This is a genomic window from Arthrobacter sp. STN4, from assembly GCF_024539665.1.
GTDB lineage: Bacteria > Actinomycetota > Actinomycetes > Actinomycetales > Micrococcaceae > Specibacter.
On record NZ_JAKZGX010000005.1, the window covers coordinates 144,862 to 169,136 of the forward strand.

Here is a 24,275-nt window from a genome sequence, read left to right on the forward strand (position 1 = left end):
AACCCTCCCCGGGGGACAGGAGCAAGACGTGAACCATGCTTTCGACGCGGGCCCGAGCCGGCACCAATCCCAGCTGCAGGTCTTGGAGGCGGAGGCCGTCTACATCATCCGGGAAGTGGTGGCGGAGGTGGAGCGCCCGGCCATGATGTTCTCCGGCGGCAAGGATTCGATTGTGATGCTCCACCTCGCGGCCAAGGCCTTCGCGCCGCAGGCCATTCCCTTCCCGGTCCTGCACATTGACACCGGGCACAATTTTCCCGAGGTCCTGCAGTTCCGTGACGTGTGCGTTGCCACGTACGGGGTCAACCTGGTGGTGGGCTCCGTGCAGGACGCCATCGACAGGAACGTTGTCCATGAGGACCGCAGCGGTTCCAGGAACCGGATCCAAACGCCCGTGCTGCTGGAAACGGCAGCCAAAAATGGCTTCAACGCGCTGATGGGCGGTGCGCGGCGAGATGAGGAAAAGGCCCGCGCCAAGGAACGGATCTTTTCCTTCCGGGATGAATTCGGCCAATGGGACCCCAAGGACCAGCGTCCCGAGCTGTGGAACCTCTTCAACGCGCAGGTGCACATCGGCGAGAGCATGCGTGTTTTCCCGTTGTCCAACTGGACCGAACTCGATGTCTGGGACTACATCGCCCAGGAGGACATTGCCGTCCCGCCCATCTACTATGCGCATCGGCGGGCGGTCTTCGAACGGAACGGCATGTGGTTTGCGGCCAACCGTTTCTGCCTGCCCGCCGAGGACGAGCCGACGTCGGTCAGGAACGTGCGGTACAGGACCGTGGGCGACGCCACGCTGACCGCAGCGGTGCTTTCCGACGCGGACACGGTGGAAAAAATCATTGCCGAAATCAGCGCCACCCGGATCACAGAACGCGGTGCCACCCGGGGGGACGACAGGTTCAGCGAGGCGGCCATGGAAGACCGGAAGAAAGAAGGGTATTTCTGATGGACATGCTCAGGTTTGCCACGGCCGGATCGGTGGACGACGGGAAGAGCACGCTCATTGGGCGGCTGCTGTACGATTCCAAGTCGATCTTCACCGACCAGCTCGACGCCGTCGAACGGGCCAGCGCCGGCATGGGGGCCGAGTACACCGAGCTGGCGCTGCTGACGGACGGCCTGCGGGCCGAGCGGGAACAAGGCATCACGATCGATGTGGCGTACCGGTATTTTGCCACCGCCCGGCGCAAGTTCATCGTGGCGGACACCCCCGGCCACATCCAGTACACCAGGAACATGGTCACCGGGGCGTCCACGGCGGACCTCGCCATAGTGTTGGTCGACGCGCGGAAGGGCCTCGTTGAGCAGAGCCGCCGGCACGCCTTCCTCGTCTCACTGCTGCGGGTGCCCCACCTGGTCCTGGCCATCAACAAGATGGACCTCGTGGGGTGGGACCGGGACGTGTATGAGGACATCCGCCGGGAGTTCATCGAGTTTGCGGCGAAGCTGGAAATCCCCGACCTGGCCACCATTCCCGTCTCGGCCCTGACCGGGGACAACGTGGTGGCCCGGTCTGAAAACATGCCGTGGTACCAAGGCGCGCCGCTGCTCAACCATCTGGAAAACGTGTACGTGGGCAGCGACAGGAACCTGGTGGACGGCAGGTTTCCCGTGCAATGCGTGATCCGGCCGCATTCCAACCGTTGCCACGACTACCGTGGGTATGCGGGCCGGATTGCCGGCGGCGTCATGAAGGTGGGCGACGACGTCGTTGTCCTGCCCAGCGGGCTGCCGTCCCGGATCGCCGCGATCGACTTCGGCGGCACATCGCTTCAGGAGGCGTTCGCGCCGATGTCGGTGACGGTCCGGCTGGAGGATGACATCGACATCTCCCGCGGGGACATGATCTGCCGGCCCCACAACCAGCCGGCCGTCACCCAGGACATCGACGCCATGGTGGCGTGGATGGGTGAGGAGCCGCTGCGGCCCGGACAAAAATATGCCGTGAAGCACACCACCCGCCGGACGCGCGCCTTCGTCAAGGAACTGTTCTATGAGCTGGACATCAATTCGCTGCACCGCAATGAAGCGGCCGGGGAGCTGGCGTTGAACATGATTGGCCGGATCAGGATGCGCACCACCACACCCCTGCTCGCTGACCCGTACGGCCGGAACCGGGAAACCGGCGGCTTTGTCCTGGTGGACGAGAGGACCAACAGGACCGTGGGTGCGGGCATGGTGGTGTAGTGGCCGGCGGACGGATGCTGGTCCTGGCCTTGTGGATGGTCGCCGCCGCACTACTCCCCGGGCACGCTGCACCCGCCGAAATTGTGGTCAACGGCGGCATGGAAAATGGCACCTCGGGCTGGCGGAGCCATGATGCGCCCAGCGCGTGGGTGCGCACCGACACCCCCGGTATCACCGGACAGCTCCGGGTTACGCAAAGCAACGGCGCCCGGACCATCACCGGCAGGTCCTTCCACCTGGCCGGCACGTCCTGGGCCCACGTGAAGTTCACTTATTCCAGCACCGTGGACGGCCCGGCCGTGGACGTGGGTGTGGTGTCCTGGGGACTGAAACCGGGGCAACATCTCATCGTCGACGAAGTTTCCATGAGGCAAATCCCCGGCGCCGCCCCTGCTCCCGTGGCCGCCAGCCGGACAGTTTTCGGATCGAGCCTGGGAATGTCCTCCTCGTGCGGATCGCTCCCCATGGCGCTGGCGCGTGAAGAGGCCCGCTTCGGCACTTTGGGTGCCGTGCGCAAGTTCGATGACCTGCTCCCGGCAAGCTGGGAGAGCATGGAGCCCTTGGCGGGAAGATCCCTCATCATCTCCTTCCAGCCCCCGCCGGCCGACGTCCTGGCGGGCACTTATGACGAGCAGCTTCTCGACTGGTTCAGGCAGGCACCCGCCACGACCGAGACGTACTGGTCCTATATTCATGAGCCGGAAGCGCGCGTCAGCCAAGGGCAGTTCACCACAGCGCAATACCGGGCTGCCTGGCGGCGGATCGCGGGCCTGTCAAGGCAGGCCAACAATCCGCGGCTGCACTCGACCCTGATCCTCATGGGATGGACTGCCAATCCCGACTCGAGGCTCTATTGGCTGGACTATTACCCGGGCGGGGACTATATCGACGTTACGGCCTGGGACGCCCATAACGACGCCGGCAGTGTGGCGGGCCCCTTAAGCTACCCTGACCCGGGTCTGGTCTTTGGCCCCTCGGTGGCTGCCTCGAAGTCGGTCAACAAGCCCTATGCCGTTGCGGAGACGGGCAGCCGGTTGATCCCGACTGATCCATCCGGAGTGGGCCGCGCCGCATGGCTGACAAAGGTTGGGGCGTTCGTGTTGGACAATGAAGCGGTATTTGTGACGTACTGGGACTCGGCAGTGGGCAGTGGCGACTACCGCCTGGTAGACGCACCCTCGGCCGCTGCGTGGAGGGCATTGGTCGCCCCAAGGGCTGATTGGGAAGGCAGTCGCTGGCTGATGTCGCAGGAAAGCGGGCGGTTCGTCGACCCGTACATCCATCCCGGAACAGATTTCTGGTCCCCGTCGTGCATGGCAGTATCCAGTGGCGGGGCCACCATTGAGACCATCCAGTAGTTCATCCGCAACCAGCGCAAACCCGGCCGAGTGCGGGGGCGGTCAGTAACCTGTACAACTCCATGCACCTTCTTATATAGTCATCTATATAAGCCAAAGGAGGCACCATGGCCATCACCTCAATTGACATCGACCGAGACGAACTCCAGCAGGCCAAACAGCTGACCGGGACCACCTCGAATCGTGAGACTGTTGATCTCGCCCTGCGGACCCTGATTGCGGTGCGCCGGCAGCCTGCCGCCATTGAACGCATCATTGCCCGACGGTTCGAGCCGAGCCAGATCGACGCGCCAACGATCACCCCTCCCGCTGAAGCGCTCTCTGAAGCAAAGTCGGCGCCGCCAGCTGGACAGAGCTCAGCTCCCGTTCAACGAGATTCATTGTGACGATCTACTTGGTCGACAACAGCGTGTGGCAAAAAGCCGCAGGTAGCACAGCCGTCGCCAAGCGGCTCAGGGAACTTTCCCCCCAGCACCTCATCATCACCTGCCCGCCCCAGGTGCTGGAGTACTGCCACTCTGCGCGATCCGCCGCGGAGTACCGCGAGCTCAGGGAAGACATGGACGAACTCCTGGCTGCCTGGAAGCACCCCAGCGAAAAATCTGTACTGGATATTCAGCAGGCCCTGTGGGACAACGGGCTGATGCGTGCTGCAGCTGCATTTGATTGTCTGATCGCCGCCTACGCCGTTGCCAACGACGCCGTTGTCCTGAATTCTGACCAGGATTTCGGCTACATCGAAAAAGCCACGGGCGGAATCGTCCGCCAGGAATACATCGCTGCATGAGTCCTGGTGGATCACGCCGGCAGATGCGGTTATGTCCGGTAGTAGGCGGCCAGGGTTGAGTTCGTCGACCCGTACCTTTACCCCGGTACCAAAGTGCTCCGCAATCTCAACGACGAACGGGACCCGGTCAGGGCGACCCAGCACGAGCGCCGCATGACCCTCCTGCGCCTCCGCGAGATCCACCGGCGCCCAACAGGCGAGGAATCACCAACCCCTACCGGGTTCGGCGGTAGCCGCGGTCCACCAGTCCGCCGACCATTCCCGCTACGGCACCCGGCAGGGCAATGAGTGCCGCTAGCTGACGCAGTCCGCCGGTTGGCGACAGCAACGAGCCACCACCGACTACTACCGCAGGTGCTGCCACGAACGCCGTGACCCAGTGTGGATGGCCGCGCAGGAATGACCAGATGGCCGCCGCCAGCGACGCCGCGGAGCCGCCCAGTATGTAGAGGCTGCCGACACGCAAGTCCTCCTGATAATCCGGCAGCGGCTGGTACCCGAGTATGAAGAGTGACCTCAACAGGCCGCTACCCATAAGGTAGATGGACACCACGACAAGCAACGACCAAACGATTGGGGTTCCCCGCAAGTAGTGGACACGTGATCTGCCTCACGCCGCTTGCGTAAGTGCTTCTTGGTTGTTGTTTTCCTCTTGCAGGGCCTGTTCGAATTCGACCGGCGCGACCATGCCCAGCGCCGTGTGCAGCCGGCGGCGGTTGTAGACGACCTCCATCCAGCGGGCGACTTCACGCCTGGCCTCGGCCCGCGTGTGCCAGACCCGTCGGTCGGAGAATTCAGCCTTGAGGGTTGACCAGAACGACTCGCTCATCGCGTTTTCCCAGCCATTGACCGGCTACGACAACGCCATGGCCGAAGCCCCCAACTCACTCTTCAACGCCGAACTGGTGAGAAACCAGGGGCCATGGACGGGCATCAACGACCTTGAAATCGCCGTCGCCGAATACATCGACTGATACAACCACCGACGGCTCCACGGGGAAATCGACTACATCCCGCCCGTGGAAGCAGAAGCCAACTACTACACAAACCTGCCCGCCATCAAAACGATGGAACGCGTCTAATTAACTCTCTGCCAAACCCGGGACTTGACACTGAATTCCTCAAGGCGATGCCATCCGGCCCTGCCGCGTCAGAACAATGAAGCGCCTTCAACAGGGAGGAAACCAGGAAGGCAAACCGGGAACGTCGTCTGACCGTCGTCCACCTCACTCAGCCTGCGATGCGCGGCTAAATTCCCCTGCCGCGCCTGTGGAGCGCCTGCATGACCCGTTCGGGGCCGACCAGGCGGCAGGCCACGGCCAGCACGGCACGCAGTTCAAAGGGGTTGCGCCGCGTGGCGGAGGCCGCCCACCGCAAGGACGTGTTCCATTGCCCCAAGGCCGCCTGGGCAAAGGCAATCTGGCCCCGGAGCCTGGCAGATCCGGCGGGGGACCGCTCAAATTCCGGGTACTGTTCCAGGATCCAGCTGAGGCCGTCGGACATGGTTTGCCAGCGTTGGAAGAAAAATGACTGCCCGCCCCACCGGACCACGGCCAGGGCGCTTTCGACATGGACCACGGCATTTCTGCGGGCAATGCGCAGCAGGAATTCATAGTCCTCACCGAAACCGCCCGGCACCACCTCGCTGACCAGTCCAAAGCCCTGCACCACCGAATCCCGCCGCATGAGAAAGGTGGAGGGATGAAGTTCGGTGTGCCGGTCCCGCAGCAGCTCGGCAAAGGTAACCAGGGACCTGCCCAGCCGGCGGCGGTGGGATTCACCGTCGTAGTGGACGCAGATGTCGCAGGACGCCAGCTCGGCCCCGGGGTGCGCCGCCAGGGCCTGGAGCTGTGCGGTGACCTTTTCCGGCAGCCAGTAGTCATCGTCATCGCAGAATGCCACAAAGTCGCCCGTGGCCGCTTCGATCCCGGTGTTGCGCGCCCCGGCCAGGCCCTGCTGCCGGGCGTTGGGCAGGACGCGCACGGAACGGGTGGCTGATTCAAAGGCCAGCGACGCATCCGGAACGGACTGGTCGTACACCACCAGGACCTCGATGAAGCCCACGAAGGATTGCCCCAGTACCGAAGCAATGGCTTCCCGCAGCATGTCCGGGCGGTTCCGCGTGGCGATGATGGCGCTTACGCGTGGCATGGCATCCCGTCTCACGAGCCGTGCGCGGAAATCATGTGCCGGCCGGGCAATCCGGCAACCTGCGGCCCGCCCCCGGAGACAGCGCCCCCGGAACCAGCGCCCCCGGAGACAGCGCCCCCGGAACCACCGCCCCCAGAAACACCGCCGGTAAGCCCCAGCCTGGACCAGACGGCATCCATCACGTCGGGCGTGCCGGGCTGGAACCGGCGCGGCAGGGCCGCCTCGGGAATGCCCCGCCGCCGCAGCATCCAGCGCTGCCACAGCGGGCCCGGCCCCCGGTGCGGGGGTGCGGCGCCGTCGGGCTGGACAGCGAGGGCGTCGAGGTAGCGCAGGTCAATTTCCCGGTTGTGGCTGAGCGCGAGGGCCAGGAACGCGTCGGTGTCGGTGTGCAGGACGACGTCGGCGCCGCTGACTTCCCTGACGGCCGAAAAGATCGCGTGGTAAGGCTCCGAGTAGTCGGCCAGGAGCAGCCGCAGCCCCCTGGACTCCGTCTTGAGGGTGCTGCGGGCCGTGACCGCACGGCCTTCCACCACTTTCCTGAGCGTGAACAGCAGCTCAACGTCAAGCTTGGACCAGCCGCCAAAGGCCATCTTCCCGGTTTCCTGCCAGAATTCGCAGGACTGGAACGGCACGCCGCAACTGCAATCGTTGTTCCGGAGGATTCCCTGTTCCCAGATGGCCCGCGTGTTGCCGATGGCTGCCACGTTGGTGCGTTGCACCAGCTCCCGGCACAGTTCCGCCACCAGTGCGGGCGCGGCGGCCGCGGCATAGAGGACCACGGGCGCCCCGGCGGATGATTTGTTGGCCTGTTCCCGGTTCCGGTCAAGCAGCCGGGTCAGCTGCATGGCCGTTTCCGCGGTTTCCGGGGCGTCCCCGCCGTCATCGATGCGGGTGCCGGCGCCGGTTTCGGCACTGGCGAAGACCCGGCCGGAGAGTTCCTCCTGGGAAGCCACACAGGTGACGAGCCCGCGGGCGCCGGCCCAGCGGGTAAACCGCTGCTGGTGGTCGTCCACATGTTCCCCCCGGGCCGGGTCCCGGGGGAGGACCAGCGGCAGGTGCCCGGCCGCACGGGCGTCGGCGATGGTGGCCGGCCCGCCGTGCGTGATGACGATGTCGCTGGAGTCCAGGAGCCCGCGCATCCGGTCCGGGGGCATGAAATCGAAGCCTGCCGCAATGGCGGGTGCCGTGCTGTGCCCGTATTGGATGGTGACGGTGTCCGCCGGGTTTGCCGCGGCCCAGGCGTCGGCCCAGTGGACCAGCCCGTCAAAGGGGTGGTGGTCGGTGCCGACGAAGAGGCTGATGGAGCGCCCCGGCCGCGGCGTCACAGCAGCCTGCCAACCAGTTGGGCATCCCGGTACAGGCCCAGCTGCTCCCGCCACTGGACCAGCATCAGGTCGGAAAAGGGCCGGCACAGCCTGCCGGTCAGCGTGGGGCTTTCCACCCGGTCAAAAACTTCAATGTAGACGGTGGAAATGCCCAGCGCCCGCCCCAGGACAAAGAAGGGAACCGCACTGCCGGCACCGGTGGAGACGATGACCGTGGGCTTGAAACGCCGGACCACGGAAAACGCCAGCCGGGTGTTGCGCAGCAGGTTGGGAATGTTCCGGGTGGTGGGGAAATAGGCCCAGGTGACGTCCCTTTCAGCCGCCAGGATTGCCTCTGCGTCAGGGGTGGGAAAGGTCACCCAGGCCCGTTCATTGGCGGACCACCACGGCTTCAGTGACACAAGCTGCGCTAGGTGGCCGCCGCTGGAACCGACGAACAATATGCGTTCATTCAGGCGGGACGGTTCCAGGATCTTGTCCTTGGACAGGTGGAGTGTCATGGGAATCGGGCTTCCTCTCAGTGGGGCTGGGGACGTGGGGCTAGGGACGGATGCTTGCTGTGGCATTGAGGTCAAAGCTGACGTCGGGCGTGGCCCGGTAGTTCAGGTGTGTTTCCGCCGCGATGGTGTTGCTGCCGTCCACCAACAGGGCCACGGGAACGTCGATCACCAGCGGGCTGGCGTTGGCCACGGACGCGCGGCGGGCGGTCAGGGCGTAGCTGCCGTCGGTAATGGTGCCGGTGGGCATGTTGGCGCGGCCCACCTCGGTTCCGTTGACGTACACCACCACGCCGTCGTCGCCGGCGGTGTTCAGGGTCAGCTGGACCACCTTCGCTGCCGAGGCGAGCGTGAACTGCTTGCGGAAGTAGGCCGTGAGCGGCCGTGCCGACGCGGGGCCGCTGATGTCGATGTTGGTGCCCAGGCCCGTGATGCCGAATCCGAGGATGCCGTTCCCTGCGGCCCAGGCGGATGCGTCAAAGCCGGGGGCCTTCCAGTTCGACGCCGGCGCCCCCGCCTCGTAGCGCCAGCTCCAGGCCGCCTTGGGTGCCACGACCACGGTGTCGACGGGCGCTGCCGGCGCCGTGGCGGTGACCTGGGCCGTCGCCTGGCCGGTGGCGCCCTTGTTGTCCGTGACCCGCAGCGTCACCGTGTATTGGCCCGCGCCCGCATACTGGTGCGTGGCCTTCATGGTGGACGCGGTTGCGCCGTCGCCAAAGTCCCAGGCGTAGGCGGCGATGGTCCCGTCGGCGTCGGTGGAGCCCGAGGCGTCGGCCGTGACTGTGAGGCTGTCCACGGCGGTCCGGATGGACGCCTCGGGCGGGATGTTGGGCGGGGGAGGCGTGCCCGAACCCGAGCGGTAGTGTTCGACGGCGGTGTCCGCACCGAGTGCCGCGCCGTACACCGCCACCTCGTCCAGGCTGCCGTTGAAGTAGCTGCTGCCGGCCCCGCCCCAGGTGCGGTCCCCGCCGATGCGCCAGTACCCGGTGTAGTCCTGGGCCCCGGCCTGCGGGTTGGTCCCGGCGCTGGCCCCGTCGAGGTAGAGCACCATGCCGGCCGCCGATTGGGTGGCCACCAGGTGGTGCCACGTGCCGTCGTTGTAGGCCGCGGTGGTGGTGATGGTGTTTTCCGCCCCGGTCCAGGTGCCGAAGGTGAGGGTGCCGTCGTTCCTCATGTACACGTGCCGGTCGTAGCTGTTGGACAGGCCGGCGGGCTGGTCGCCGAAGCCGATCAACTTCCCGCCCTGGGTGGTGGTGGTCTTGAACCACAGTTCCAGGGAATAGGTGGTCGGACCGGCGGTCGCCTTGTTGCCGGCCACCATGCCGGAGCTGCCGTCAAAGGCGACGGCGGCATCCTGGGTTCCGGCGATGGCGCCGGCCACGCCGCGGGTGGTGCTGCCGGAGTAGCTTCCCGGATTCGCGGAGGCGCTCGAATCCAGCGCCGTGGTGCCCCCTGGCTCATTCAGCCGCCAGTAGAGGTCCGGGGTTGCGCCGTAGACCGCGGCCCCGTAGGCGTCGGCGGGGGCCGGGATGGCGACGGTGACGTCCTTGGCCAGGCTGGTGACGTTGCCGGCGTTGTCCGTGACCCGCAGGCGCACTTCGTAGCTGCCGGACTGGGCGTACGTGTGGGTCACGGCGGCGCCGGTGCCCGTGCCGCCGTCGCCAAAGTCCCAGGCGTAGCCGGCGATGCTGCCGTCGTCCGTCGACGCGGAGGCGTCAACGGCCAAATCCAGTCCGGTGGGGGTGGCGGTGAAGGCTGCCACGGGGGCGGCGTCCCCTCCTCCGGCCTTGACCGCCGCGGAGCTGGCGGAAAGGTTGCCTGCCGGGTCCGTGGCCCGGACGAAGAAGCGGTTCTCCCCGCCCTTGGGCACTGTCAGGCTCGTGGTGGAGGTGGTCGCCACCACCCTGCTGTCGCGCAGGACCTGGTAGGAGACGCTGCCGCCGTTGTCCGTTGCTGCGTTCCAGGTCAGTTTGGCGGTGGCCGGCGCATCGGCGGACAGGGCGAGGTTGGCGGGGGTGGTGGGCGCCGTTGCATCGGTTTGCGCGAAGCGGGCAAAGCCGCCGGCCCACCGGCCGGCGGACGACGGGGTGGCCGCCGTCGTGATGTCGCCGCCGGCCCACAGGGTGCCGGAACTGTCAACGGACAGGGCCCACACGCCAGAGCCGCCCCGCGTGTTCATGGTGGGAGTGAAGCTGGGGACCACCGCGCCGGTGGCGGCGTCGTAGGCGGCAACCCAGTTGATGGAGTCCGCTTCCGTCCACGCCGTGCCAACGTTGGGCCAGGTGTAGGCGTTGGAGTAGTTCCAGTTGGTGCAGTGGCAGCCGCCGTAAACCATGCCGGCGGTTCCGGCGGCCATGGCCTGGTAGTCGCCGTGGGCCTTGCCGATGTTGCCGGAGAGCCGGGTGAAGGTGCCCTTGTCGAAGGAGAAGAAGCTGTGTTCCGAGCCGCCCACCCAGACGCGGCTGCCCACCTCGCCGATGGCCTGTTGGTAGTTGGCCGATGAACTCCACGTGGGTGTCCACGCGGGCGTGGCCAGGTTGGCGTTGGCGCTGGTCAGCACCGCCGCCGCCTTGTACGCCGGTGCGCCGGCGGAGGTGCTGAAGTAGCCGGCCGCATACAGCCGTCCTCCGTCGGCGGAGGCACCGACGGAGACCACGGAGCCGTTGAATTCGGGGTTCCAGCCGGTACCCGGCATCCCCGTGGTGGCATTGATGCGCGCGGCCCCGCGCGCATAGACGGAGCTGCCGGTGGCCCCGGTGAGGTGGGTGAAGGCACCGCCCAGGTACAGCCAGCCGTCCTTGACCGCCACGGCGCGGATGTCCAGGACGCCGGAGGAGAGCCGGTTTTCCACCTTGACGGCGAACCCGGGCGCGGTGGCTCCCGTGGCGGGATCGAGGGCCACGACGGCCGTGACGGCCTGCCCGTTGGCCTGGCTGAAACGCCCCGCCGCCAGCAGCTTGCCGTTCGGCAGTGCGGCAAGAGCCTCGACGGAGGCGTTGAGCTTGGGCGTGAAGGTCCTGACCAGCTCGCCGTCCGCCACGTTGAATGCTGCGAGGAAGGGCTGGTCCACCTTGTCGGCGCCGGTGGAGCCCGCCGTCTTTTGCACGTAGCGGAAATTGCCGCCCACGTACATGGTGGAGCCAATTTGGGTGAAGGCCTGGACTTCCACGTCGCCTTCCCTGGCCAGCGGGTTGGCGAGCCCGGTAACGCCCCACGGGCTGTTGAGCGCCAGCGACTGGGCCACCGGGACGTTGGTGGATGCCGCGGTGCCCGCATCGGGAATGCGGGTGAACCCGGCGTCAACGGAGTGCAGATGGGGGCGCAGGTACATCTCCGTGTAGGGGCGGGCCCCGCCGGTGCCGTTGCTGGCGGACCACAGGTACGTGCTGCTGCTGTTCGTGCCGGCCACCCCGGACCCGTAGGAAAAGCCGATCGTGTAGCCCTGGCTCTTGGGAGCGGACATGTCCACGCGCTGGTAGCCGTTGTCGCGGCCAAAACTGGACGTCAGGCCGCCGGAGCCGGCGGCGCCGTCGAACGAAAAAGAGGCCACGCGGTGTTCGGCACCGAACGTCCACACCCACCGGTCGCCCTTGTCCTTGGAGAAGCGCGCCTCCTGCCACGTGCTTCCGGCCGCATCCCTGGCCCGCTTGAGGCGGATCCCGTCGGCGAGCGCATCCACGCGCCCGTTGTTCAGCAGCCCGTTGATGGTCTGTGCCGAATATTGGCTGGTGGCCCCGGACATGGGGCTCAGCCCGGCCGTCCGCAGGGCCGCGGCGGACCCCTTGCCTTCGTTCTTGTCCGTCCACCCCTCGCGGCCCTTGCCGATGAGGACCCAGCCGCCGCCGTCGGTGGCCATGTCGCAATAAAACTGGGCCGGCGCGGACATCGCCGGCGTGAGCAGCCAGTAGCTGCCGTCCGTGGCACCGGGGTTGTCCTGCTTGATTTCCCAGCATGACGCCGCGGCGGTGCCGGCTGAGGCGCCGTCCGTCACCACCGCGGTGGCGGCCGACGCCGCGCCCTCGGGCACCGCCTGCAGCACGGCGGCCGCAACGGCGGTTGACGTCAGCAGCCCCCATGACCTCATTGTCCTTGCCACGGGATGCCCCCTTGGTAACTGGAATCGGTCGGGGACTTGTCAATCCGGGACCCGGTTCGGTGCCCTGGCGGGCGGACCGCTTCACGTCAGCCTAGGGGGCGGCGGCTGCCGTTTTAAGCGAGTTTTGCGGGCATTTATACCCGACTTTCGGGAGGAACTACCCGGACGGCACTGCACAGTACCCGGTTTTGGCACGCGCGTACCTGAACGCCGCCGCCAACCCTTGACCCAGGGCGCCGGATGGGGGACATTCAAGCCAACGGGCTGCCCCGGGCGGGGCCCGACCATGCCGTGGGAGGGACACGCAATGGCGCAGCAGGCAGCAGGAATGGCCGTCACGGGCCTGGGCAGTGCGCCGCTGGACCACCTGGTGCAGCAGTTGTGGCAGCGGCAGGTGGACCGGGGCACGGTGCGCGTGGTGGTGGATCCGGCACCCGATCCCACCTGGCGGGACGCCGAATCGTATTGGGTGCTGCCGGGACCTGCCACGGCCCGGCTGCTGGTGCCCGCAGCGGGCCGGAAACCGGCCGCCGCCAGCCTGCACAACTACGGGAGGCTGCGGCCGTGGAAGACGAGGGTGGCGCGCGAGTTTCTGGCGGCCGCCACGCTCGCCGGGCTGGTGCCGGGGCGGGGCCGCCTGTCGGTGCAGGTGCGGACCGGGGCGGAGGGCGACCGCGTTGCCGCCGGGCTGCCCCTTGCCGTCATCAGCAGCCAGCTGGGCCGCGGCCCGGGTCCGAGGGGCCGGTTGTACTGTTCCATGGGCATCCGGACGGGGGACAACCGCAAGCCGACCCTCCAGCTCATCGACGGGGCGGGGAACCCGGCCGGCTATGCGAAGCTGGCCTGGAACGCCGGCAGCAGCGAATTCATTGAGACGGAGACGGCGGTGCTCTCCAGCGTGGGACCCCGGCGGTCCGCGATGCGCGCACCCGAGCTGCTGTGTTCGGGAACGCAGGGCGGCTTCCCCTTTCTTGTCACGGCCCCGCTGCCGGCCGACGTCCGGGCGGTCCGCGGTGCCGTGGCGGCGCCAACGCCGGCAGAACTGTATTCCCTGTGCCCTGTCGAGCGGGTGGACACGGTTGCTTCCACCCGCCATTTCCAGGCCCTGCTGGACCGTTTGGCCACGCTGTCCGCCGCACCTGGCGGGGCGTCCGGCGGGGCATCCGGCGGGGCGCTCGCGGCCAGCACCGGCAGCCTGGCCGCCGCGGTCCGGGGCCGTGATGCCCGCCTGCCCGTCGGTGCCCGGTGGCATGGGGACCTTGTCCCGTGGAACACGGCGAGGGATTCGGCCGGACAGCTGTGGTGCTGGGACTGGGAGTCTGCCGAGGCGGACGCCGCGGCCGGGCTGGACGCCGTGCACTGGATGTTCAGTGTCCGCCGGGAAAACCGTTCCGGGGCCGTGGCACGGAATTTGCAGGCGGCGGTCAACGACGCCCACCTGCACCTGCACGCGGCCGGCGTCCGGCGTGACAACTGGCCGGACCTGGCCGGGATCTACGCCTTGGTGGTCGCAGAACGCGCCTGGACGCTGGCCGCGGCACAGGGCAGCTGGGCGAATGCCTGGATCAGCAAGGCGGAGCTGGTGGACCTGGTGGATTCGGCACGCAAGTGGATCGACGCCGTTTCCCACCGGTAGCCGCCGGGCGGCCGGCCGGGGAAGGGTCAGCGGGCCCAGAGCGGCTCCCGGCCCAGGTACGCCGCGAGCGCGGCGTTGTGTGGTTCGTAAAATTCGCCCAGTTCCCGCCTGGCCGCCTCCGGCATGGTGGAGCGGCTGCCGGCGTTGAACGTCCTGGTGCTGGGCAGCGTGAAGCGTGGCAGCCCCAGGAAGGTGCAGACCGCGTCGAAGGTGCCTTGGACGTCCCGGTACATGTCCTCGCTGCGCAGCACCAGCAGCTGCTCCCGTGGGAAGCACGCGTGCCAGTTTTCAATTTGGGGCAGGTAGACCCCCCGGGACCGGTAGGGGTAAAAGTCGTGGGCGGCGCTGTAGTAACCACGGTCTTCACGCATCTTTTCGAGCTCTCCGGCCAGCCGGATGTCCTCGGCGCGCAGGGCCTCCTCGAAACTGAGCGGCTCCACCCCGTTGTGCACCCGCTCCTGGTGGTGCGAATAGGCCCGCTCCACCGGGTCACGCAGCAGGGCAATGGCCTTGACCCCGGGGGCGAGTGCCGCCGCCTGCCCGGCAATCCGCGGGTCCCACAGATAGTAGGGGGACGCCTCGCCGCTGACAGGACGGTAGCCCAGCCTTCGTCCGAGGAGGGCGCGGTATTGCTCCGCATGGAAGTGGGAACGGTACCACGCCTGGCCGCGGTGCTGCTCCTTGAAAAAGTAGTCGGTGCTCTTTTTGCCCCGCAGCTGCGGGAACAGTCCCAACACACCGGGGTGCATGAGCAAATAGTTGAACAGGGAGGTGGTGCCGCCGCGTTTGGCGCCGATGATCAGGAAGTCCGGAGCAGGGCGTGCTGCCTGCGTGCCCAGGGCATAGGCCCTCGTGGCGGCGTCGCCGGCGTCCTTGACCCAGCGCGGCGACGCGTCCTTGAGCTTTTCCATTCGTGACACTGGCTTTCCTCGTTTCCCATCGGTCCACTTTCATGCCGTTGCGGACTTGTCCCGGCCAGCGGCCAGGAGCCTGATTTCCGTCAGGCCCAGGCGGCGCCTGTCCAGCCAGCAGCACAGCAGCAGGAGGATCAGTGACGCGGTGCCGGCCACAAAGACGCTGGCGGTGGTCCGGCCCATGAAATGGATCACGGACAGGCTGCCGGTTGCGACGCAGCCGCCGGACACTGCCAAGGCGTAAAAGATCCGTCCGGCTCTGAACTTGATGTCCAGAAAAATCCTGGACTCCACGGAGGCCAGTGCGGAATCCAGCACCAGGCTGAAGGCCCACGCTGCAGCCGCGCCCGTAATGCCCCACAGCGGCACCAGGACCAGGTTTCCGGCGACGTTCAACGCCAGGACCACCGTTTTGTTAAAGGCCATCCATCCGCTGCGCCCGCTCATGGTGAGCAGCGCATCCACGTTGCCGGCCACCAGGAACGCGATGGCTCCGATGCACAGGATCACCAGGGACAACGCGCCGGAGTCGAAGCCTTCGCCGAACCAGCCCATGATGGTGGCCGGGAAAAACATGAAAATTCCATAAATGGGCACGCCCAGCATGGTTATCCAGGTCACTGTGGTTGTGTACAGTTTTTGAACCTCGCGGGCCTTGTCCTCACTGAGCAGGGCGCTGAACCGTGGTGAAACCACCATGCGCATGGCCGTGGAAATGATCAGGCCAGCACTGACAAACCTGCTCGCCGCACCATACACGCCCGCGGCACCCGAACCGGCCATGAGACCCACCAGGACCACGTCAAACCAGATAATTGATTGTTCAACCCCTGCGGAATACCAGCGCGGCAGTGCGAACTTCCAGATCCTGGTGGTGAGTTCGCGGTCCGGCCGCCACGGACCCTGGACTTCGGCGCGCAGTTCGTGGGTCCTAATGCGCCGCCACAACACCAGCAATGACAGCACCATGGCGGCAGCCGCGGGAGCAGCCCAGGCCACGGAGGCCAGGACCGCCGTCCCGCCGGCGGCGGCGGCAACCAGGACAACCACAGGGCGGATGCCGGGCAGGCCGGCGCCGCCGATCAACGTGTACGGGATGATGTTCCCGAGTCCGCGCGTGGCAGCCAGGGCAACCATCATCACCGCCCCGCAGGGCAGCAGCCAGCTGGTGGCCTGCACGGCCTGGACCAGTTGGCGGCTGTAAACGTCGTGTGACGTGTCGAGAAAGGGAAACAGGAACGTGATGGCCGCTGCCACAAGCAGTCCCACCACCAGGGTCGGCAGGAGCAATGCAGTGCATGCCCCGCGAATCCTGGACGCCCCGGTGAGCGCGAGTCGCGGCAGCAACCAGACACCGGTGGTGTCCATGCCGGTTCGGGCCAGTCCAAGGGCAATGGTGAAAATGGCGATCGCCTGAAGCACCACGCCTGATCCGGACTGGCCAAACGTCCGGGTCAAAATGAATGTCAGTGCGAATCCTGAAATGGCACTTGTGGCGGCCCCTGCAACGCTGAACAGACCGCCGCGGGCTGCATGGCTTAGCTCCGGCTCATTATCGGTGGCGGGGGTGGAGGCCGGCCTGCTCATTCGACGCACCTCTCCATGCTCCCGCCAGCGCGAAACCTTGTGGCGGTTTCAAATCGAGGACACTCCGCGTACACTTCTTCTTCATCACGGCTGAGACCGTGAATTCCTTCGCCGGCCAAGTTGGGCACAAAGGGGTTTCCATGACAACACCGGTTCAGCCAGCCAAGCATCGTCGCCTTCTTGTGCTCGCCGGTTTGGGTGCCTTGCTTGTTGCAGGGGCAATCGTTGCGATCCTGATTGGCCAGCCGCCCTCCACGGAAGGCGCCGCGCCGGGGGTTGCTTCCGGCTTGGGGCCGAAGGGTGAACAGGTGCGGCCGCTGCCAACTCAGGCAGCAACCGCCGGTACCCTCCCGTCGCTGGCAGGGAGCCCCGTACCCACAGCCAGTGCGGAACCGTCCAGTGCCGTCGGGCAACAACAGTCCGCAGCCAGGCAGGCCGCAGGCTTCGTAAACCAATCCGCAACAACGTTCGGGACGGGTGAACTGCCCGTGCCTGGGGAGCTGGCTGCCGTCGCAACGGGGTCCGCCTATGAAGGCGTTTTTGCCAGTGCCTCGGAGTTTGAAACAAACGGCTGGCGCCAGGAAGGAAAACCGGTGATAGTTTCCACCCACGTTGTTGCCCATGACGAAGTCACGGCCCCGGATACCATGCTGCTTGGCGTCTGCGTGGATTCCTCCCAGGTCAGGGTGCTCACGGAGGAAGGCACGGTGGTCCGGGCCGGAGGCTCCGCCGACCGGTCCCTGAACCTGCTCACCCTGACGCGCACCAGTGCCGGGACCTGGCTGGTCAGCAAGCTGTCCTTCCCGGACAATCCGAATTGCTAGCCGGGCGGGGGACTGGACAGCGGGGGACTGGACAGCGGGGGACTGGACGGCGGGGGACTGGACAGGGGCCGGCCAGCTAGTAGCGAGCACCGACGGATTCCTTTTCATGATGAAGGCGGCCGGCCTTCTTTTGTCCACGGGATTCGACGGCGTTCCGGCCGGTGGGAACCAGGACCGTGCCGACAACCGTGGACTGGAGTTCGGCCATTTCCGAGGCATCCCGGGCCAGCTCGTCGATTTTGGTCCTGTGGCATTCGGCAACCAGCAGAACCGCGTCCGAGAGGCGGGCGGCGGCCAGGCGGCTTGCGTGCGGTGCATGGGGTGGCAGTGCCAAGAGGACCAGTGTCCCGGGCGCCTGTCCAATGATTTCCGAGCGCACCAGCTCGGTGACAAAGTCATCGGCCCCGAAGTCTTCCTTTGGCGCGTCCGGACGCAGCACGGTCAGGGACTTGAGACGCTCGGATCGCAGCGTCAATCCGTTGCAGTCGGACTTGAGGACTGCCAGCTGCAAGCCGCCGACCAGCGGGGCCATGGACTCCCCGGAAGCACCCATCAGGACCAGCACGACGGGGGTGCCCGATTGTGCAAAGGCCACGGCAAGATTGGCGGCGACGTCCGACGGCAGGGAAGGGGCCTCGTCGATCACCGTGAGCACGCGCATGCACTGCCCCATGTCCGCCAGCAACCGTTCCCGAATGACGCGGAAGTTGTCGAGGTCCGCACCGGAGGCCGGAATCGTGGCCTCGGCATTGCGCAGTCGGGCCAGGACGGGGCCGGCACCGGCACCACGGACGTCGTACCAGTCGCGTACGCGCCGGTCCAGGACATTGAAGACGAACGCAATCACGAGCCCCAGTGCAAGTCCGGAAAACAGTCCGGTGGCCACCACAATCGCAGGCCGGGGCTGGTAACTTACGGCGTTCTCCTCCGCCGGGTTGAGGATGGTCCCTCCTTCCGTGTCAATGAGGGACAGGACGTTCAGGTGTGACTGGACGCTGCCAATTTGCGTTAGGAGTGATGGCGCCTGGCTTGGCGTCGCTGACGCCAGGCGCTTGTCCAGGGCCGCCAGTTGCCCTTCGAGCTGGCCTTGGAGCTTCCGTTGCTTTGTCAAGGCCTGGGTGTGGCGGTAGTTGAGATACGCCGTGGCAATCGCGTCGGCGCCGGAGCGGGCCAGCTGGGGTGTGGATGACGTGTACGTGATTTTCAGGGTGGTCGCGTTCGCATCCGTGGTCACAGCCACGCCGCTCCGCAGGGCATCCACGCCGTCTCCATGGGGCATCGCGGCGGCGGCCGCCTTGGCAATGGCGTGCGACGTGGCCAGCTGTGTTTCCGTGGTTGCATCGAGTAGCGCGGAGCTCGCCTTGCTGGGGTTGAACGGGTCGGAAACGATGACGTTGACGTTGAGCAGGGTGGTGGCGGTCACTTGGGCCGGCGCGAGACTGAGATAACCCACGGCGGCGAGTATGCCAATGGTTGTCAGCGCCACGATGGTTTTCCATTGCCGCCGGATCACCACCCAATAGTGGTCCAATCCAACGGATGATTTCTGGTCCATTTATTCCTCAATTCGCTGCCCAGCCTGCAGTGGAAATTAGAATGTCCCCGGTAAAAATATTGGCCTGGATTTCAGGGAGACTGCCTGATTGGCCGAGCCTATATTTGGCATTGGGATCCGTACATAGGTATTTCCACCGGCAACTACCTATGCATCCACTTGGGCTTTCCACGGCCACTACGTGATTATCGTGAAGTGGTTGCTAGGGCTGATGCCGGTTGCCATACTGTGCTTGATGGGCGGACTACACGTGGGGATGGGTATGGCAACCGGGTTGTTTGTGGGGCAACGTGGACTTTATGGGCGGTCCCGTTTTCTGCCTGCGTCCAACACCCCGCGCTACGTGAGAGGTGCCGCGCACCTTCCGGCCTGGCCGTTCACCATGCTGTTCATTGCCTTCCCGCTCTGGTGGATACTGGGGCTCAGCGATTTCATCTGGTTGGCGGCCGGCGGAGTGATGTTGCTGTATCTGATTCGGTTCCGCGCTGTCCACGTTCCGCGGGGTTTTGGCCTGTGGCTGCTGTTTTTGATATGGGTCTCTTTTTCCGGAATCCAGATTGATTCCTCTGGCCGCCTGCTTGGATTCATGTATAGATTTCTTATCTATGTCTCGGTGACCGCAATATTTCTTTACGTTTATAATTCCATGGCATTGACGGGCCGGAAAGTCCTGGGAAATTTGGTGCTGCTGTGGGGGTTTGTGATCGTTGGCGGATACTTGGGGATATTCTTTCCAACTGCAGAAATCAAGACACCTCTGGCCCATTTTCTGCCGCCTTCAATGTTGCAAAACGAGCTGTTAAACCAGATGGCTGTCAGGAGGTTGACCCAGTACAACCCCGATGCTTGGTTTCAGATTGACCCCCGGCCCAGTGCACCCTTTCTGTACACCAATAATTGGGGTGCCGCCTTCTCGTTGCTGCTCCCGTTTGTGGCTGCCTATTTATGGCACGTCAGGGGCGAGAGGAAGTTCTGGCTGGTTCTTGCCGCCGTCCCCGTGTCCATTGTCCCGGCAGTCCTGACGCTGAATCGGGGCATGTTCCTGGGCTTGGGCGTCGCCCTGCTGTACGCGGGGGCCAGGTTTGCCATGGCTGGGAACAAGCGGGGCGTCGGAACGGTATTCGCCTTCGGCATGGTGTCGCTGGTCATCGTGCAACTGCTTCCTGTGGCTTCGCGGCTGCAAAATCGGCTGTCTGGGAGCAGTTCCACTGCCGACCGGGGAAATCTTTATTCTGAAGCGTTCACCCAAACCCTTTCATCGCCGTTGTTGGGCTTTGGGGCGCCCAGGCCTTCAGGGACGATTGGTGCGCCGTCCGTGGGTACACAGGGGCAATTTTGGATGGTCCTCTATTCGCACGGATTCGTAGGAGCGGTGCTGTTCACCCTGACGTTCTTTGTGTTGTTCCTTGAAACCCTCCGCCGCAGCAACCCCCTGGTGCTCGCCGCCAATACGGTTCTGCTCGTTTCCTTGGTGGAGATCTTTTATTACGGCATGTTGACCACCGGACTGGTGCTCATGTTTGTCGCTGCAGCCGTGGCGCTGAAGGGGCCGCCCTTGGGGGATGGTGTTGGAAGTGCTGCGAAACACCGAAATGGAGTGCTGCCATGAAACTCATGGATGATATCCGTGCCGATTTTGCGGCGAACCGGAGCCAAACGAAGGGCCGGCTGGTAGTCGTGGCGTACCGTCTGGCCAATGCCGCCCGCGGGCCACGGGGGAAGCGGCCAACCATGCCGGCCAAATGCGTGGGCGTGCTGTACCGCATTTGTGTGGAGTGGTTGCTGGGAGTGGAGATTCCGTGGGGTACTCAAATTGGTGTGCCCCTGCGGCTTTACCACGGGGTGGGCATCGTCATCAATGACCAGAGCGTGATCGGAAGGAATGTGGGCATCCGGCAGAATGTCACCATTGGCAACAAGGGAACGTCAGGACCCTGCCCCGTCTTCGGTGACAACGTGGAGATCGGGGCCGGTGCCATCATTCTGGGGGGAGTGCAGGTAGGTGATGGGGCCCGGATTGGTGCTGGTGCCGTGGTCACCAAGGACGTCCCCGCCGGGTTCACGGCCATGGGAAATCCGGCAAAACTTCGGGCGCCCCGGTAGCGCCACGATGAATCGGGGCGGCCGGCCGATGCACACGGAGGGTGCCCAGCCGGGGGGCCGACGACGGCGCCCACGCCGAAGAGCGGCGCCGCGCACCTTCGCGAGGTGCCGGGCGGCCACGACTCAAATGTGACTTTGTGTGCCCGCTATTTGGGCCGTGACCCGCTATGGTGACGCGCTCCTCCCGCCCAAAAACCCCTCCAACCGTTCGCGGGCCGGCGGCGGCGTGAATCCCGACGCCTTGAGCTTGGCCAGGTTGAGTGCTGAATGGGCGGGCCGCGGAGCGGAGCCGGGCCGGTCTGCGTAATAGTCCGCTGCAGGGACGCCTGTGACGGAGTCACGGGGGAGCCCCAGGATCGCAAACACGTCCGCTGCGACCTCCGCCCAGGACTGGACCGGCCCGGAGTTGGACATGTTGTAGACGCCGTAGCGGGCGCCGGTGCCGAGCAGGTGCGCGATGGCGGCGGCGAGGTCCTCGGCGAATGTCAGGCGGCCGTACTCGTCATTGACCACCGTAGGCCGGACGCCGCGCCGCGCCAGGGAGGCCATCGAGGTGACGAAGTTGCTGCCGTCGCCGGTGAGCCGGCTGGTGCGCAGGATGTAATGGCGGGGCGTGGTGGCTGCGGCGATGTCTCCGGCGGCCTGGGACTGGCCGTACACGCCCAGCGGGGAGACCGGCTCGTCCTCGTCGTGGATTTCCACGGTGCCGTCGAAGACGTGGTCGCTGGAGAGCTGGACCAGGGTCATCCGGTGCTCAGTGCAGGCGCGCGCAAGGGCGCCCACGGCCGTGGCGTTCACGGCCCACGCCGCGGCCCGCCCGGCGGGCGTCTCGGCGGCATCCACGGACGTGTAGGCGGCGGCATTGATGACTGTGGCGTACCGGGAGAAGTCAACGCCCAGGAAGGGCTCCGGGGCCGCAAGGTCCAGTTCCGTGCGGGTCAGGAAGTCGACGTCGGGGTCGCCAAGGTATCTGGCGCGCAGGGCGCGGCCCAGCTGGCCGTTGGCGCCCACCACGAGGGTCCTGGAAGCACGGCCGTCCCCGAAGCCCGCCCGGTGGGTCCGGCCTTGGACGGGGATGTCGGGCTGCAGCGGTGGAATGGGCCAGGAAATGCCTGCGGACTCGTTGAAATAGAACTCAGGGTGTTCCGGCCCGAACTCCGGCAGGTGCCGGGCGTGCACTTTCTCCAGCCGCCAGTGGCCAGTGGTTCCCGCCGGCGGCGGGGCAGTGCGGACCAGGCAACACACCCGCAAGCCTGCCACCGGAATTGGTTCCATGCCCCCAGCGTAGCGCCGCGCCGCACCTCTGACCGGTAGCCGCGGAATCAATGCAATAATTAAGCGAGCTGGATGTGACGTATTTGCCACCATCCAGCAGTCGGACCGGCACCGGCCCGGCAAGGCCTAGAAGGAGCATGCGTTTTGCTGTTGACATCCGCTGACCACGTACACACCGGACCGTTGACGGACGTGGAAGTGCGCCGCATCCGCAACGACTTCCCCATCCTTGGCCAAGAGGTCAACGGCAACACCCTGGTCTACCTGGATTCGGGCGCCACCTCGCAAAAGCCGGTCAGCGTCCTGGAAGCCGAGCAGGAGTTCTATGAGCAGCGCAACTCGGCCGTGCACCGCGGCGCCCACACGCTCGCCGTTGCGGCCACGGACGTCTTCGAGGACGCCCGCGCCACCGTGGCCGCGTTCATCGGGGCTGCGGAAAACGAGCTGGTCTGGACGGCCAACGCCACCGCCGGCCTGAACCTGATCGCGTACTCGTTCGGCAACGCCAGCGTCGGCGAGGTGGCAGCGGAAGCCCGGCAGTTCGCCGTCGGGCCCGGGGACGAGGTGCTGGTGACCGAGATGGAACACCACGCCAACCTCATCCCGTGGCAGGAGCTGTGCCGGCGCACCGGTGCCACGCTGAAATTCATCCCCATCATGGACGACGGCCAGCTGGACATGGAGGCCGCGGCCGCCGCATTCACCTCCCGCACCAAGGTGTTCTCCTTCACCCACGTCTCCAACGTCACCGGCGTCATCAACCCCGTGGTGGAGCTGGCCCGCATGGCGCACGACGTCGGCGCCCTGGTGGTGCTCGACGCCTGCCAGTCCGCCCCCCACCTGGGCCTGGACGTGAAGGCCCTGGACGTGGACTTTGCCGTGTTCTCCGGCCACAAGATGCTGGCCCCCACCGGGATCGGTGCCGTGTACGGGCGCGCCGAACTGCTGGATGCCATGCCGCCGTTCCTGACGGGCGGCTCCATGATCACCACCGTCACCATGGACCGTGCCGGCTACCTGCCCTCGCCGCAGCGCTTTGAGGCCGGCACCCAGGCCATCTCGCAGGCGGCCGCCTTTGCCGCCGCCGTGAACTACCTCAGCGAGACCGGCATGGACCGCATCCACGCCTGGGAGGCGGCCCTCGGCCAGCGCATGGTGGCCGGGCTGGAGGCCATCCCCGGCATCCGCGTGCTGGGCCCCTCCGCCGGCACCGCCCGGGCCGGCCTGGCCGCCTTTGAGGTGGACGGCGTGCACGCGCACGACGTCGGGCAGTTCCTTGACGCTGCCGGCGTCGCCGTCCGCGTGGGCCACCATTGCGCCCAGCCGCTGCACCGACGGCTGGGGCTGAGTGCCTCCACCCGCGCCAGCGCCTATCTATACAACACCACGGAGGAAGTGGATGCGTTCCTGGCCGCCGTGGCCGGCGTGCGCCCCTACTTCGGAATCACGGGAGCCTGACCATGAGTGCATTGGATTCGCTGTACCAGCAGATCATCCTTGAACAGTCCAAGGCCCGCACCGGCGCGGACCTGCCGAACGACCAGCTGGCGGGGGAGCACCTGCCGGCTGGCACGGGCCAGTGCCACCAGTTGAACCCCGTGTGCGGCGATGAGATCACCCTGCGGGTGGAAACGTCCGGGGAAGCGGGGGCGCGGACCATCTCCGGCATCCACTGGGCGGGGGACGGCTGCTCCATCTCCATGGCGTCCGCCTCCATCCTTAGCGAGCTGGTGGTGGGGCTGGGCGCCGGCGAGGTCCAGATAATGATCGACAGCTTCCGCGAGGTGATGCGCTCCCGCGGAAAACTGCAGGCGGACGAGGAAGTCCTCGGCGACGCGGCAGCGCTCTCCGGCGTCTCCAAGTTCCCGGCCCGCGTCAAGTGCGCCATGCTGGCCTGGGTGGCTGCGGAGGACGCCCTGCGGCAGACGGCGTAGCCCAGCCGGGCTGGTACGGCCCGGCAGACCTGCTTAAACC

21 protein-coding genes and 1 pseudogene are annotated in these 24,275 nt (G+C 66.2%); 12 read left to right on the plus strand and 10 right to left on the minus strand.

Annotation, left to right across the window (positions count from 1 at the left end; all coding sequences use genetic code 11):
• Positions 1–28: 28 nt before the first annotated feature.
• From cysD to MMF96_RS06135, 5 genes are all read left to right on the plus strand, one after another.
• Entirely contained in the window at positions 29–952 is a 924-nt protein-coding gene (gene cysD / locus MMF96_RS06115; protein WP_256882916.1) for a sulfate adenylyltransferase subunit CysD, read from the plus strand.
• Complete coding sequence (locus MMF96_RS06120) at positions 952–2,193, plus strand: sulfate adenylyltransferase subunit 1 (RefSeq protein WP_256882917.1); 1,242 nt, start codon at positions 952–954, stop codon at positions 2,191–2,193. The genes cysD and MMF96_RS06120 overlap by 1 nt, the downstream gene beginning before the upstream one ends.
• Positions 2,193–3,551 (plus strand): hypothetical protein, encoded by a 1,359-nt coding sequence (locus MMF96_RS06125; protein ID WP_256882918.1) that lies wholly within the window; start codon positions 2,193–2,195, stop codon positions 3,549–3,551. Before MMF96_RS06120 ends, MMF96_RS06125 begins: the two co-directional genes overlap by 1 nt.
• A 107-nt stretch (positions 3,552–3,658) precedes the next feature.
• Entirely contained in the window at positions 3,659–3,937 is a 279-nt protein-coding gene (locus MMF96_RS06130) for a type II toxin-antitoxin system VapB family antitoxin (RefSeq protein WP_256882919.1), read from the plus strand.
• A complete protein-coding gene (locus MMF96_RS06135) occupies positions 3,934–4,338 on the plus strand; it encodes a PIN domain-containing protein (RefSeq protein ID WP_256882920.1) in 405 nt (134 codons plus the stop codon). Before MMF96_RS06130 ends, MMF96_RS06135 begins: the two co-directional genes overlap by 4 nt.
• Before the next feature lie 214 nt (positions 4,339–4,552).
• Here MMF96_RS06135 and MMF96_RS06140 read toward each other — a convergent pair whose 3' ends face one another.
• Positions 4,553–4,888, minus strand: a complete 336-nt coding sequence (locus MMF96_RS06140; protein WP_256882921.1) for a hypothetical protein — start codon at positions 4,886–4,888, stop codon at positions 4,553–4,555.
• A 60-nt stretch (positions 4,889–4,948) separates the two neighbouring features.
• A pseudogene (locus MMF96_RS06145) lies at positions 4,949–5,179 on the minus strand (integrase core domain-containing protein); the annotation flags it as partial.
• On the opposite strand from MMF96_RS06145, the gene MMF96_RS06150 reads away from it, so the two are divergent.
• Positions 5,139–5,312, plus strand: coding sequence for a hypothetical protein (locus tag MMF96_RS06150; RefSeq protein WP_256882922.1), 174 nt, complete (start codon positions 5,139–5,141; stop codon positions 5,310–5,312). The pseudogene MMF96_RS06145 and the gene MMF96_RS06150 overlap by 41 nt on opposite strands.
• A gap of 274 nt (positions 5,313–5,586) precedes the next feature.
• On the opposite strand, the gene MMF96_RS06155 is transcribed toward MMF96_RS06150, so the two are convergent.
• Genes MMF96_RS06155 through MMF96_RS06170 form a run of 4 tightly spaced genes read right to left on the minus strand, consistent with a single transcriptional unit; the run spans position 5,587 to position 12,407 of the window.
• A complete protein-coding gene (locus MMF96_RS06155; protein ID WP_256882923.1) occupies positions 5,587–6,489 on the minus strand; it encodes a glycosyltransferase family 2 protein in 903 nt (300 codons plus the stop codon).
• Positions 6,490–6,500: 11 nt separating this feature from the next.
• Complete coding sequence (locus tag MMF96_RS06160) at positions 6,501–7,814, minus strand: glycosyltransferase (protein ID WP_256882924.1); 1,314 nt, start codon at positions 7,812–7,814, stop codon at positions 6,501–6,503.
• Entirely contained in the window at positions 7,811–8,314 is a 504-nt protein-coding gene (pssD, locus tag MMF96_RS06165) for a PssD/Cps14F family polysaccharide biosynthesis glycosyltransferase (RefSeq protein ID WP_256882925.1), read from the minus strand. Before pssD ends, MMF96_RS06160 begins: the two co-directional genes overlap by 4 nt.
• Positions 8,315–8,354: 40 nt before the next feature.
• Positions 8,355–12,407, minus strand: coding sequence for a PKD domain-containing protein (locus tag MMF96_RS06170; RefSeq protein WP_256882926.1), 4,053 nt, complete (start codon positions 12,405–12,407; stop codon positions 8,355–8,357).
• 307 nt (positions 12,408–12,714) lie between these two features.
• On the opposite strand from MMF96_RS06170, the gene MMF96_RS06175 reads away from it, so the two are divergent.
• Positions 12,715–14,043, plus strand: coding sequence for a hypothetical protein (locus tag MMF96_RS06175; protein WP_256882927.1), 1,329 nt, complete (start codon positions 12,715–12,717; stop codon positions 14,041–14,043).
• 26 nt (positions 14,044–14,069) lie between these two features.
• Here MMF96_RS06175 and MMF96_RS06180 read toward each other — a convergent pair whose 3' ends face one another.
• Together MMF96_RS06180 and MMF96_RS06185 are read right to left on the minus strand one after the other, a co-directional pair.
• The gene (locus MMF96_RS06180) at positions 14,070–14,954 is read right to left on the minus strand and encodes a sulfotransferase domain-containing protein (RefSeq protein WP_256882960.1); all 885 of its coding nucleotides are present in this window, start codon (positions 14,952–14,954) and stop codon (positions 14,070–14,072) included.
• Positions 14,955–14,993: 39 nt separating this feature from the next.
• Positions 14,994–16,544, minus strand: a complete 1,551-nt coding sequence (locus tag MMF96_RS06185; RefSeq protein WP_256882928.1) for a lipopolysaccharide biosynthesis protein — start codon at positions 16,542–16,544, stop codon at positions 14,994–14,996.
• A gap of 593 nt (positions 16,545–17,137) precedes the next feature.
• Here MMF96_RS06185 and MMF96_RS06190 point away from each other — a divergent pair.
• Positions 17,138–17,368: a hypothetical protein gene (locus tag MMF96_RS06190; RefSeq protein ID WP_256882929.1), complete on the plus strand. Its 231-nt coding sequence runs from the start codon at positions 17,138–17,140 to the stop codon at positions 17,366–17,368.
• A gap of 76 nt (positions 17,369–17,444) precedes the next feature.
• Here the strand turns inward: MMF96_RS06190 and MMF96_RS06195 are convergent, their stop codons facing one another.
• Positions 17,445–18,923: a hypothetical protein gene (locus tag MMF96_RS06195; RefSeq protein WP_256882930.1), complete on the minus strand. Its 1,479-nt coding sequence runs from the start codon at positions 18,921–18,923 to the stop codon at positions 17,445–17,447.
• A gap of 181 nt (positions 18,924–19,104) precedes the next feature.
• Here MMF96_RS06195 and MMF96_RS06200 point away from each other — a divergent pair, with 181 nt between their 5' ends.
• Positions 19,105–20,532, plus strand: a complete 1,428-nt coding sequence (locus tag MMF96_RS06200; RefSeq protein ID WP_256882931.1) for an O-antigen ligase — start codon at positions 19,105–19,107, stop codon at positions 20,530–20,532.
• Entirely contained in the window at positions 20,529–21,026 is a 498-nt protein-coding gene (locus tag MMF96_RS19590; RefSeq protein ID WP_306295734.1) for a serine O-acetyltransferase, read from the plus strand. The genes MMF96_RS06200 and MMF96_RS19590 overlap by 4 nt, the downstream gene beginning before the upstream one ends.
• Positions 21,027–21,191: 165 nt before the next feature.
• Here MMF96_RS19590 and MMF96_RS06210 read toward each other — a convergent pair whose 3' ends face one another.
• Positions 21,192–22,301 carry an NAD(P)-dependent oxidoreductase gene (locus MMF96_RS06210; RefSeq protein WP_256882932.1) on the minus strand — a complete coding sequence of 370 codons (1,110 nt, stop codon included), beginning with the start codon at positions 22,299–22,301 and terminating at the stop codon, positions 21,192–21,194.
• A 150-nt stretch (positions 22,302–22,451) separates the two neighbouring features.
• Between MMF96_RS06210 and MMF96_RS06215 the strand changes: the two genes are divergently transcribed.
• Positions 22,452–23,759, plus strand: a complete 1,308-nt coding sequence (locus MMF96_RS06215; RefSeq protein WP_256882933.1) for a SufS family cysteine desulfurase — start codon at positions 22,452–22,454, stop codon at positions 23,757–23,759.
• Between the two features lie 2 nt (positions 23,760–23,761).
• A complete protein-coding gene (gene sufU, locus MMF96_RS06220) occupies positions 23,762–24,235 on the plus strand; it encodes a Fe-S cluster assembly sulfur transfer protein SufU (protein ID WP_256882934.1) in 474 nt (157 codons plus the stop codon).
• Positions 24,236–24,275 lie beyond the last annotated feature (40 nt).

Coding starts and splice junctions, on each gene's coding strand:
- MMF96_RS06120 (WP_256882917.1), top strand. CDS start 952: ATGGACATGCTCAGGTTTGCCACGGCCGGATCGGTGGACGACGGGAAG.
- MMF96_RS06130 (WP_256882919.1), top strand. CDS start 3,659: ATGGCCATCACCTCAATTGACATCGACCGAGACGAACTCCAGCAGGCC.
- MMF96_RS06155 (WP_256882923.1), bottom strand. CDS start 6,489: ATGCCACGCGTAAGCGCCATCATCGCCACGCGGAACCGCCCGGACATG.
- pssD (WP_256882925.1), bottom strand. CDS start 8,314: ATGACACTCCACCTGTCCAAGGACAAGATCCTGGAACCGTCCCGCCTG.
- MMF96_RS06175 (WP_256882927.1), top strand. CDS start 12,715: ATGGCGCAGCAGGCAGCAGGAATGGCCGTCACGGGCCTGGGCAGTGCG.
- MMF96_RS06180 (WP_256882960.1), bottom strand. CDS start 14,954: ATGGAAAAGCTCAAGGACGCGTCGCCGCGCTGGGTCAAGGACGCCGGC.
- MMF96_RS06185 (WP_256882928.1), bottom strand. CDS start 16,544: ATGAGCAGGCCGGCCTCCACCCCCGCCACCGATAATGAGCCGGAGCTA.
- MMF96_RS06195 (WP_256882930.1), bottom strand. CDS start 18,923: ATGGACCAGAAATCATCCGTTGGATTGGACCACTATTGGGTGGTGATC.
- MMF96_RS19590 (WP_306295734.1), top strand. CDS start 20,529: ATGAAACTCATGGATGATATCCGTGCCGATTTTGCGGCGAACCGGAGC.
- MMF96_RS06210 (WP_256882932.1), bottom strand. CDS start 22,301: ATGGAACCAATTCCGGTGGCAGGCTTGCGGGTGTGTTGCCTGGTCCGC.
- sufU (WP_256882934.1), top strand. CDS start 23,762: ATGAGTGCATTGGATTCGCTGTACCAGCAGATCATCCTTGAACAGTCC.